The sequence below is a fragment of the Microbacterium sp. S1037 genome (assembly GCF_048381605.1).
GTDB lineage: Bacteria > Actinomycetota > Actinomycetes > Actinomycetales > Microbacteriaceae > Microbacterium > Microbacterium testaceum_B.
On sequence record NZ_JBLWIG010000003.1, the window covers coordinates 707,507 to 718,570 of the forward strand.

General features: G+C 67.3%; 10 protein-coding genes. 6 read left to right on the plus strand and 4 right to left on the minus strand.

Features of this window, described 5'->3' with window-relative positions; all coding sequences use genetic code 11:
* Window positions 1-65 precede the first annotated feature (65 nt).
* Window positions 66-1,271: an MFS transporter gene (locus ACMW4R_RS18430; protein ID WP_058613453.1), complete on the minus strand. Its 1,206-nt coding sequence runs from the start codon at window positions 1,269-1,271 to the stop codon at window positions 66-68.
* 385 nt (window positions 1,272-1,656) lie between these two features.
* On the opposite strand from ACMW4R_RS18430, the gene nrdH reads away from it, so the two are divergent.
* From nrdH to nrdF, 4 genes are read left to right on the plus strand one after another with little or no spacing between them, the layout of a single operon-like run.
* A complete protein-coding gene (gene nrdH, locus ACMW4R_RS18435) occupies window positions 1,657-1,890 on the plus strand; it encodes a glutaredoxin-like protein NrdH (protein WP_058595077.1) in 234 nt (77 codons plus the stop codon).
* Between the two features lie 28 nt (window positions 1,891-1,918).
* Window positions 1,919-2,359, plus strand: a complete 441-nt coding sequence (nrdI, locus tag ACMW4R_RS18440) for a class Ib ribonucleoside-diphosphate reductase assembly flavoprotein NrdI (RefSeq protein ID WP_058595108.1) — start codon at window positions 1,919-1,921, stop codon at window positions 2,357-2,359.
* Window positions 2,341-4,497: a class 1b ribonucleoside-diphosphate reductase subunit alpha gene (gene nrdE, locus ACMW4R_RS18445; protein WP_058595078.1), complete on the plus strand. Its 2,157-nt coding sequence runs from the start codon at window positions 2,341-2,343 to the stop codon at window positions 4,495-4,497. Before nrdI ends, nrdE begins: the two co-directional genes overlap by 19 nt.
* A 37-nt stretch (window positions 4,498-4,534) precedes the next feature.
* Complete coding sequence (nrdF, locus tag ACMW4R_RS18450) at window positions 4,535-5,509, plus strand: class 1b ribonucleoside-diphosphate reductase subunit beta (protein ID WP_058595079.1); 975 nt, start codon at window positions 4,535-4,537, stop codon at window positions 5,507-5,509.
* A gap of 125 nt (window positions 5,510-5,634) precedes the next feature.
* On the opposite strand, the gene ACMW4R_RS18455 is transcribed toward nrdF, so the two are convergent.
* The 3 genes from ACMW4R_RS18455 to ACMW4R_RS18465 all read right to left on the minus strand — a co-directional run bounded on the left by ACMW4R_RS18455 (window position 5,635) and on the right by ACMW4R_RS18465 (window position 8,080).
* The gene (locus ACMW4R_RS18455; RefSeq protein ID WP_418300620.1) at window positions 5,635-5,763 is read right to left on the minus strand and encodes a hypothetical protein; all 129 of its coding nucleotides are present in this window, start codon (window positions 5,761-5,763) and stop codon (window positions 5,635-5,637) included.
* A gap of 96 nt (window positions 5,764-5,859) precedes the next feature.
* Entirely contained in the window at window positions 5,860-6,738 is an 879-nt protein-coding gene (locus ACMW4R_RS18460) for an aminoglycoside phosphotransferase family protein (protein ID WP_418300621.1), read from the minus strand.
* A 190-nt stretch (window positions 6,739-6,928) separates the two neighbouring features.
* A complete protein-coding gene (locus tag ACMW4R_RS18465; RefSeq protein ID WP_418300622.1) occupies window positions 6,929-8,080 on the minus strand; it encodes an ROK family protein in 1,152 nt (383 codons plus the stop codon).
* A gap of 247 nt (window positions 8,081-8,327) precedes the next feature.
* Between ACMW4R_RS18465 and ACMW4R_RS18470 the strand changes: the two genes are divergently transcribed.
* On the plus strand, window positions 8,328-10,019 hold the full coding sequence (locus ACMW4R_RS18470; RefSeq protein WP_058627501.1) for an ABC transporter substrate-binding protein: 1,692 nt from the start codon (window positions 8,328-8,330) through the stop codon (window positions 10,017-10,019).
* 52 nt (window positions 10,020-10,071) lie between these two features.
* The gene (locus ACMW4R_RS18475) at window positions 10,072-11,061 is read left to right on the plus strand and encodes an ABC transporter permease (RefSeq protein ID WP_058629777.1); all 990 of its coding nucleotides are present in this window, start codon (window positions 10,072-10,074) and stop codon (window positions 11,059-11,061) included.
* The last annotated feature ends 3 nt before the right edge of the window (window positions 11,062-11,064 follow it).

The following is an 11,064-nucleotide window of genomic DNA, read 5'->3' on the forward strand; positions in this document are numbered from 1 at the left end:
GTGCCGGGTGCCGGGTGCCGGGTGCCGGGCTCCGGGTGCCGGGCTGCGGGTTCCGGGCTGCGGGCTCAGGTGATCGTCTCGACCGGTTCGGTGTCGGGGATCGGCGTCGAGTCGCGGTGACGCAGGTCGGGGAAGCCCTTGACGAAGACAGCGGCCACGGCGAAGCCGGCGAGGGCGAAAGCCGCCGCGGCGATGTACGCGCCCTGCGGGCCGATGCCGTCGACGAGGAAACCTGCGACGGCGGAGCCCGCGGCGGCACCGATGAGCTGGCCGGTGCTGATCCACCCATAGGCCTCGGCGGTCTCGCTGAATCGGACGCTCGCCGAGGTCATCGCGAACATCACGGCGAGAGCGGGGGCGATGCCCGCGCCCGCGACGAGGAGGGTGGCGCCGAGCCACCACGCGTTCAACGACACGATGGTGAGCGAGAGTCCCAGGGCGACGATCGCCAGGCGGCGCGCCATGGCCCACGGTCCGATCGGGATGTGACCGAACGACAGGCCGCCGGCAAGGCTGCCCACGGCGAACACGGCGAGGACGAGACCCGCCTCGAGGCCGCCGTGGTCGAAGGTCGCCACGACTCCGGCCTCCACCGCGGCGCACGCTCCGATGAGCAGGAAACCGGTGGCCGTGGCGAGGAGGACGGGAGGCTTGCCGAGCACGCGGCCGAGGGCGCGGCGGCTGCGCGGGATGCGCACCCGCCCGACCTCGGGGCTCAGGATGAACCAGGCGCCACCGCCGAGAAGGATGACGACCACGAGCAGCAGGCCCGGCACCGTGCCGGCCTGGGTGGCGACGAGGGTGATCAGCACCGGGGCGAGGACCCAGATGATCTCTTGCAGCGACGCGTCGAGCGAGAACAGCGGGGTGAGCTGCTTCGAGTTGACCATCTTGGGGTAGATGGTGCGCACCGCGGATTGGATCGGCGGGGTCGAGAGGCCCGCGATCAGCCCCAGGGTCATGTAGAGGGGGAGGGGCATCTCGATGAGCGCGAGCGTCGCGATCGCGGCGGCGCACACCAGGAGCGTGACGGTCAGCACGCGACGCATTCCCCAGATGCCCATCCAGCGGCTCGTGATCGGGCCCGAGATGGCCTGACCGACGCTCGTCGCCGCGAGCACGAGACCCGCCGCTCCGTAGGAGCCGGTGACGTGCTCGATGTGCAGCAGCACGGCGAGGCTGGTCATGCCGTTGGGGAAGCGCGCGGTCAGCTGGGCGGCGATGATACGCCCAACGCCCGGGGTTCGGAGGAGTTCGCGGTAGCCGGCCACGGGACAACGCTATCTCCCCCCTCCGACATCGAGGGGTGGTCGGCGAGGAGGCCGTGGCGCGACACGCCGCGACACGCCGGAGGTCGAAATCCACCTCCTGTGCAATGTCGGAACCCCCCTCTAGCGTGCGAGCTGTGGATGGATGCCGGAAGGTCCGGCGAGATCCGCGGAACGGCGGGCATCGCGTGGCGTCGAAGAGGGGCGCGACCTGTGGATGAAATCGTGGACAACCTGTGTTGTATATGGGGAGAGCGGTGGAAAATCACACTCGTGTAACTACTACCCCTTGTGGTTCCACCTGATGTCCGTCCCCATATGTAGTATTGAGGTCCCGGCGGGCCCCGCTCGCTCGGAAGATGAGTTTCAAGGGGAGAAAGAGAACAGAATGGCGATCACGGTCTACACCAAGCCGTCGTGCGTTCAGTGCACGGCCACCTACCGCGCGCTCGACTCGAAGGGCATCGAGTACGACGTGCTCGACCTGTCGGAGGACCCCGCAGCCCTCGAGCAGGTCAAGTCGCTCGGCTACCTGCAGGCCCCCGTCGTCATCACGGACGAGGACCACTGGTCGGGCTTCCGTCCCGACAAGATCGACGAGCTCGCGTCGCGCCTGGCGTGACACCGCGACAGGCTCACCGACCCCCGTCATGAGCGCTGTCCTGTCGGCGACCACGGCTCCGCTGCTCGTCTACTTCTCGAGCGTGTCGGGAAACACCGCGCGTTTCATCGAGAAGCTGGGCATGCGGGCCCTGCGCATCCCCCTTCGGCCGACCGATTCGCCCCTCGTCATCGACGAACCCTTCGTGCTGGTCACCCCCACTTACGGTGGGGGTGCCGGACGAGGCGTCGAGAAGGGCGCGGTCCCCAAGCAGGTCATCCGCTTCCTCAATGAGGAGCAGAACCGACGACACATCCGCGGAGTCATCTCCGCGGGTAACACGAACTTCGGCGAGGCGTTCTGCCTCGCCGGCGACATCATCAGCCGCAAGTGCCACGTGCCGCACCTGTATCGGCTGGAAGTATTCGGCACGCCCGACGACGTCGAGCGCGTCACCGAAGGATTGGAACGATGGTGGAAGTTGAGCTGACCGACGTGGACTTCAAGACCGAGGCACGCTTCGAGGGCCTGGATTACCACGCCCTGAACGCGATGCTGAACCTGTACGACGCCGACGGCAAGATCCAGTTCGACGCCGACAAGCGCGCTGCGCGGGAGTACTTCCTGCAGCACGTCAACCAGAACACGGTGTTCTTCCACTCGCTCAAGGAGCGCCTCGACTACCTCGTCGAGAAGGAGTACTACGAGCCCACCGTGCTCGCGAAGTACTCGATGGAGTTCATCCAGGAGCTGAACGACCGCGCCTACGGGGCGAAGTTCCGTTTCGAGACCTTCCTCGGCGCGTTCAAGTACTACACCAGCTACACGCTCAAGACCTTCGACGGAAAGCGTTACCTCGAGCGCTTCGAGGACCGCGTCGTCATGACGGCCCTCGCCCTGGCAGACGGCGACCAGCGCCTCGCGGTGCAGCTCGTCGACGAGATCATCTCGGGCCGCTTCCAGCCGGCCACCCCGACGTTCCTCAACGCCGGCAAGGCGCAGCGCGGCGAGCTCGTGTCGTGCTTCCTCCTGCGCATCGAAGACAACATGGAGTCGATCGCGCGCGGCATCAACTCGGCGCTGCAGCTGTCGAAGCGCGGCGGCGGCGTCGCCCTGCTCCTGTCGAACATCCGCGAGTCGGGTGCCCCGATCAAGCAGATCGAGAACCAGTCCTCGGGCATCATCCCCGTGATGAAGCTCCTCGAAGACAGCTTCAGCTACGCCAACCAGCTCGGAGCCCGTCAGGGTGCCGGCGCGGTTTACCTCAACGCGCACCACCCCGATATCCTGCGCTTCCTCGACACCAAGCGCGAGAACGCCGACGAGAAGATCCGCATTAAGACGCTGTCGCTGGGCGTTGTCATCCCCGACATCACGTTCGAGCTCGCCAAGAACGGCGAGGACATGTACCTCTTCTCGCCCTACGACGTCGAGCGCGTCTACGGCAAGCCGTTTGGCGACATCTCGGTCACCGAGAAGTACCGCGAGATGGTCGACGATCCGCGCATCAAGAAGACGAAGATCAACGCGCGTGAGTTCTTCCAGACCCTCGCCGAGATCCAGTTCGAGTCGGGCTACCCGTACATCATGTTCGAGGACACGGTGAACAAGGCCAACCCGATCGCCGGTCGTATCAACATGTCGAACCTGTGCTCGGAGATCCTCCAGGTCAACACGCCGACCACGTACAACGAGGACCTCTCGTACGACACCATCGGCAAGGACATCTCCTGCAACCTCGGTTCGATGAACATCGCTCTCGCGATGGACGGCGGCGACCTGGGCCTCACGGTCGAGACCGCGATCCGCGCCCTCACCGCCGTCAGCGTGCAGAGCCACATCGCGTCGGTGCGTTCGATCGAAGACGGCAACGACCGCTCGCACGCCATCGGTCTCGGCCAGATGAACCTGCACGGCTACCTCGCTCGGGAGCACGTCTACTACGGCTCCGAAGAGGGCATCGACTTCACGAACATCTACTTCTACACGGTGCTGTTCCACGCGCTGCGGGCGTCGAACCGCCTGGCGATCGAGCGCGGCACGGCTTTCGACGGCTTCGAGAACTCCACCTACGCGTCGGGCGAGTTCTTCGACAAGTACACCGAGCAGGTGTGGGCTCCGCAGACCGAGAAGACGAAGGAGCTGTTCGCCGGCATCCAGATCCCCACGCAGGACGACTGGCGCGAGCTGAAGGCCTCGGTGCAGGCCCACGGCATCTACAACCAGAACCTGCAGGCGGTGCCCCCGACCGGTTCGATCTCGTACATCAACAACTCGACGAGCTCGATCCACCCGATCGCGTCGAAGATCGAGATCCGCAAGGAAGGCAAGCTCGGCCGCGTCTACTACCCGGCGCCGTTCATGACGAACGACAACCTGGACTACTACCAGGACGCCTACGAGATCGGCTACGAGAAGGTCATCGACACGTACGCCGCCGCCACGCAGCACGTCGACCAGGGCCTCTCGCTCACGCTGTTCTTCAAGGACACCGTCACCACGCGCGACATCAACAAGGCGCAGATCTACGCGTGGAAGAAGGGCATCAAGACCATCTACTACATCCGTCTGCGTCAGCTGGCGCTCGAGGGCACCGACATGACCGAGTGCGTCTCGTGCATGCTCTGAGCCACTGACCATTCACCGATAGAGGAAAAGCGACGTCATGGCTGAAAAGCTGCAGCTGCTGAACCACGTGCAGGCCATCAACTGGAACCGCATCCAGGACGACAAGGACCTCGAGGTCTGGAACCGTCTGGTGAACAACTTCTGGCTCCCCGAGAAGGTGCCGCTGTCGAACGACATCCAGTCGTGGAACACGCTCACCCCCGAGGAGCAGACGCTCACGATGCGTGTCTTCACGGGGCTCACGCTCCTCGACACGATCCAGGGCACGGTCGGCGCCGTCTCGCTCATCCCCGATGCGATCACCCCGCACGAGGAGGCCGTGTACACGAACATCGCGTTCATGGAGTCGGTGCACGCGAAGAGCTACTCGTCGATCTTCTCGACGCTGTGCTCGACGAAGGAGATCGACGAGGCGTTCCGCTGGTCGACCGAGAACGAGTTCCTTCAGAAGAAGGCGCGCATCGTCATGGACTACTACCGTGGCGACGACCCCCTCAAGCGCAAGGTCGCCTCGACCCTGCTCGAGTCGTTCCTCTTCTACTCGGGCTTCTACCTGCCGATGCACTGGTCGAGCCGAGCGAAGCTCACCAACACGGCCGACCTCATCCGCCTCATCATCCGTGACGAGGCCGTTCACGGGTACTACATCGGGTACAAGTTCCAGCGTGGTCTTGAGACCGTCGACGAGGCGCGTCGCCAGGACATCAAGGACTACACGTTCTCGCTGCTCTACGAGCTCTACGACAACGAGGTGGGGTACACCCAGAGCCTCTACGACGCGGTGGGCCTGAGCGAGGACGTGAAGAAGTTCCTCCACTACAACGCCAACAAGGCGCTGATGAACCTCGGCTACGAGGCGATGTTCCCGTCGTCCGTGACCAACGTGAACCCGGCGATCCTGTCGGCCCTCTCGCCGAACGCCGACGAGAACCACGACTTCTTCAGCGGCTCGGGTTCGTCGTACGTCATCGGCAAGGCCGAGGCGACGGAGGATGACGACTGGGACTTCTGAGTCCCACGGTGTGACGGAGGGCCCGGCGCGAGGAATCGCGCCGGGCCCTCCGTGCGTCATCGAGGGGCCAGCGCAGGTGTTCCGGCGTCATGCACGCGGGGTTCTCGGCATCCGGTCTCACGCGGTCAGCGGGCGTCGTCGAGCAGACCCGCGTCGTAGGCGAGGATCGCGAGCTGCACGCGGTTGTACGGCGCGCCCCGGCACCTCGGCCGGGGTCGGGTGGCGAGACGTCGTGCGGAGGTCGTGCGCGACACGCCGTGCGAGCGTCGCCGGGAGCGGCGTGTCGGCGCTCGACTCCGCGCGACGGCGCGCGTCTCGCAGCTCGCGCCGTCGCCGTCCTCGCGCATGGCTCACGGTGAGGCGTCGAGCACCTCGGCCAGCACCCGCTTCGCGAACTCCGCCTCGCCGGGAGTGATGTTGGTGAGCATGATCAGCCCCTTCCACAGCGTCCACCCGGCGCCGCGGGCCCACGTGGCGTCATCGAGGTCGAGGGTGTCGCGAAACGCGCGGCGAGCCGTGCCACGGAACTGCGTCCAGAAGACGACCGTGTCGCAGGCGGGGTCGCCGATCGCCGAGCACCCGAAGTCGATCACCGCGGCCAGTTGATGATCGTCGTCGACGAGGAGGTTGCCGATGGCGAGGTCGCCGTGAACCCACACGGGAGGTCCGGTGAACGCGGCGTCAAGGGCATCGCGCCAGACGCCGCGAGCACGGTCGCGCGCCGGCCTCTCGAGGAGGTCGAAGCGACGGACGACCTGGTCGTCCCACTGCTCGACGCCGCCGCCGCGGAAGGCGCTGTGTTCTCCCGGCGGTGGGCCGTCGACGGCATCCGTCCGTCGAAGGGCGGCCAGGAAGGCGGCGAGGTTCTCGGCGAGCGCGATGTCGCCCGGGAGGACTGCCGGATCGGGACGATGCCCGGCGATCCATTCGTAGACCGACCACGGTGCCGGGAACGGGTCGGATGCGCGACCTCGACCCGCGACGGTCGGAATCGGCAGCGGAAGATGCGGGGCGAGCCGGGGGAGCCAGCGCTGTTCCTTCTCCACCTGCGGGACATAGGCGACGTCCGCGGGGAGACGGGCGAGGAGGTCGTCACCGAGGCGGAACGTGCGGTGGTCGTTGCCCGACTCGACCATGGGGGTCACGGCGCGGTGCGCCCACCCCGGGAACTGCTCGCGGACGAGCCTCTGGACGAGCGCGGCGTCGATGGCATCCCGGGTGGGGAACATCGGGCCATGCTAGTCGGGCTTGTTCGCGGCCGAGCCGTCGCGCGGAGTTCGTGCGCGACACGCCGCGCGAGCGTCGCCGGGAGCGGCGTGTCGGCGCTCGACTCCGCTTCACGGCACGATCGGCGCCCGTCGCGCCGCCGGGGAGCGCGCCGGAACCGGCGGGCACCCCGGACGGCCGTGGCATCCGCGGTCAGAACTGCAGCATCCGACGGATCGCGACGACCGCGCCGCCGCGGGCCCACTCGGTGAACTCCACGGGTTCGACCACGAGGCGAACCGGCTCGTCCTCGGGGAGGCGCACGCCCGCGATCGCGTCCATCACGCGGTCCGGTGAGATCTCCATCACCGCGAGGCCGTCACCGGTGAGCACGATCTTCTCGGGGTCGAGGGCGTTCGCCACGGTGCCGATGATCACCCCCAGGGCTCGCGCGGCGGCGTCGAAGGCGGCCCGTGCTTGCGCGTCGCCGGCGCGGGCGGCCGACACGGCGGCGGCGTAGTCCTCGGCTCCCGCCGCCTGGGCGATGCGCTCGCTCGGGAGGTACACGCTCGCGCAGCCGGTGTGCCCGCGGCCGCACGGCGGTCCCGTCGGGTCGATGGGGAGATGTCCGAGCTGACCCGCGCGGCCGCCATGACCGGCGACGACCTTGCCGTCGATCACGAGCCCGAAGCCGATGCCCGCGCCGACCGTGACCACGGCGAGCGAGTCGCACCCGGCCCCCGCGCCGTACCAGTGCTCCGCGGCGGTGAGGCCGCGGACGTCGTTGTCGGCGAAGACCGGGATGCCGAGGCGCCGGCCCAGCATGTCGGTGAGAGGCACGTCCTTCCAGCCGAGGAAGTACGACTCGATCACGACCTGTCGGCCGTCCACGGTGGCGAGATCACCCGCGAGACAGACGCCGACGGCGTGGATGTCGGCGTAGTCGCGCGCGAAGCGGGCGTGGATGTCGGCGATCTGGCCGACGGTGTCGTGGACCGCCCGCGAGCGGAGTTCCTCCTCGACCGAGGCGACGATGCGGGCTCGCAGGTCGGTCACGACGGCGAACACCGCGTCGCCGGTGAGCTTCACACCGAGGAAGTGGTGCTGATCCTCACGGACCGCGAGCATCTCACTCGGTCGTCCCATCGCCGCTCGCAGGGCGATCTCGCGCTCGGCGATGAACGCGTGCTCCATGAGCAGTCGTGTCGCGCGCGTCAGACTCGCCCGCGACACGCTGAGGCGACGCGCGATCTCGGCGCGGGGGAGCGGGCCGTGGATCAGCAGCTCGCGAAGCGTGCTGCGCTCGACTCCCGCGAGGTACGGCCACGCCCGACTCGACGACTCCTCGACGGCGGTACCGGTCATGGGCGTGCAGCCCGTGGCATCCGGAATGCGGACATGGTCAACATCGGCAACAAAGTATCACTCGTCTTCCTGGTGCGGCTCCCTCGCGCGCTCGATGAGAGTAGCAAGCGGCGGAGCGGGGTCGAGCGGATCGCTTGACGTACTTAGTTTACTCAAGTAACAATGGGCTCGGGGATGCGGTTCTCGCTCTCCGCTCACAGCCGGCACCGTCGCCACCGCGGCACGCGTGCCCCGGAAAGGATCGAAGATGCTCCTCAGCACGAAGCGCCGTCGGGCGCGTGCCTGGATCGCCGCGGCATCCCTCACCGCCGCCGCGTCACTCACTCTCGCGGGCTGCACCTCGTCGGGCGCGCCCGGGGGATCGGATGCCACGACCCTGGTCGCCTACACCGGCCAGGCCGGCGACTACCAGATCAACTTCAACCCGTACTCGCCGTCGCAGATCGGCGGCATCGGCACGATCTACGAATCGCTGTTCTTCGTCACCAACGTGAACACGAACGAGTACAAGCCGCTCCTCGGCACCGAGTACTCCTGGAATGACGCGGGTACGGAGCTGACGGTCGGGTTGCGCGACGACGTGACCTGGTCGGACGGCGAGCCCTTCACCGCCGACGACGTCGTCTTCACGTTCCAGATGCTGCTCGACACCCCCTCCATCAACAACTCCGGCTTCGACGGCACGGTTGAGGCGACCGGTGACCACGAGGTGGTCTTCCGCTTCGACTACCCCGCGTTCGTGAACGACCCCGCGATCCTCGGTCGTACCCCCATCGTCCCCGCGCACCTGTGGAAGGACATCGACCCGACGACCAACGTGATCGCCGAGCCCGTGGGGACCGGCCCGTACACGCTGGGCGACTTCAAGGCGCAGGCCTTCACCCTGTCGGCGAACCCCGACTACTGGGGCGGCGAGCCCGCGGTGAAGACCGTGCGCTACCTCTCGCTCTCGGGGAACACCGCCGGAGCGGACGCTCTGGCCGCCGGCACGATCGACTGGCAGACGGGCCCCGTGCCCAACATCCAGAAGGTCTCGGAGACCTACCCCGGCTACAGCGGGGTCACGATCGCCGCGAACCAGATCACGCTCATCACGTGCTCGAACGCCGACCTGGGCTGCGTCGGGCCGCAGACCGACCCCGCCGTCCGCCGGGCGATCTACGCGGCCCTGAACCGCGACCAGCTCAACTCCTTGGCGTTCCAGGGGACGGCGAGCGAGATCTCGCCGACGCTGGCCCTGCCGACGACGCAGACCGACTGGATCTCGTCGTCGATCGCCGAGCCGATCGCGCCGAACAGCCCGGACGTCGCCGCGGCCACGGCCGAGCTCGAGGCGGCCGGCTGGACGCGCGGCGCCGACGGGGTCTACGCGAAGAACGGCGAGCCCCTCGCCGTCACCGTCGAGGTCGTCACCGGCTGGACCGACTACATCACCGCCGTCGACACCATGTCGCAGCAGCTGAAAGAGGCGGGGATCGAGCTGCGCGTCGCGCAGTCGTCGTGGAACGAGTGGACCGACAAGCAGACCAAGGGCAACTTCCAGCTCTCGATCAACTCGCTCGGTCAGGGGGCCGTGTCCGACCCCTACTACCTCTACGACAAGTACCTCAACTCCGCGTTCACCGGGCCGGTCGGCGACGTCGCCTCTCAGAACGTCGCCCGCTTCAGCAACCCCGAGGTGGATGCCGCCCTCGCGGTGTTGAAGGTCACCGATCGGAAGGATGCCGCCGCGCGTCAGCCGCAGTTCGACACCATCCAGGCGATCATCACCGAGGACATGCCGTACATCCCCGTGCTCACGGGCGGCACGTCCAGCCAGATCCACACGGACAAGTTCGAGGGATGGCCGACGCAGGACGACCTGTACGCCTTCCCCGCGGTGTGGGCCTCGCCGGACAACGCCGAGGTCTTCAAAGCGCTGAAGCCGCGGGGGGAGTGAGCGTGGTCGCCACCGAGAGAGGATTCATCGCCGTCACGGAAGGGAGACGGGCGTGAACTACTTCGTCCGCAAGATCGGGTTCTACATCGTCGCCCTCTGGGCGGCGCTGACCCTCAACTTCCTCATCCCACGGCTGCTGCCGGGCAACCCCGTCGACATCCTGCTCGCCAAGCTCCAGCAGCGCGGCGGGATCGTCACCCCGGAGACCCGCAGCGCCTACGAACTCCTCCTCGGTGGCGACTCCTCCGAGCCGCTGATCGCGCAGTACGTCAGCTACCTCGTCAACGTGTTCCGGGGCGACCTCGGCATCTCGGTGACCTACTTCCCGACGCCGGTGAACGAAGTCATCGGGACCTCGCTCCCGTGGACGATCGTCCTCGTCGGGATCGCGACGGTGCTCGCCACCGTCATCGGCGTCGCGCTCGGTGCGATCGTCGGGTGGAAGCCGGGGACCTGGCTCGACTCCCTCGTCCCGGCGACGACGCTGCTCGCTGCGGTGCCGTACTTCTGGCTCGCGCTGATCCTGGTCTACGTCTTCGCGACGACGCTGCACCTCTTCCCCTCGCAGGGCGGGTACAACGTCGCCCTGGATCCGGGCTTCTCCGGCGAGTTCATCGGTTCGGCGATCCAGTACGGATTCCTCCCCGCCCTCACGATCGTTCTCGCCTCGGTCGGCGGGTGGCTGTTGGGGATGCGCAACATGATGGTGTCGACGCTGTCCGAGGACTACATCCTCACCGCGCAGGCCAAGGGACTCACCCCGGGACGCATCCTTCGCAACTACGCCGCGCGCAACGCCGTCCTGCCCTCGATCGCCGGGTTCGCCATCTCGCTCGGCTTCGTCGTCTCGGGCTCGATCGTCACCGAGCAGGTGTTCTCGTACCCCGGCATCGGCTCCAAGCTCCTCTCGGCCGTGACCAACAACGACTACGCGCTGATGCAGGGCCTCTTCCTCTTCATCACCCTCGCCGTCCTCGGCGCCAACCTCATCGTCGATCTGTTCTACGGACTCATCGACCCCCGGACCCGTGCGCACGCCTGACGC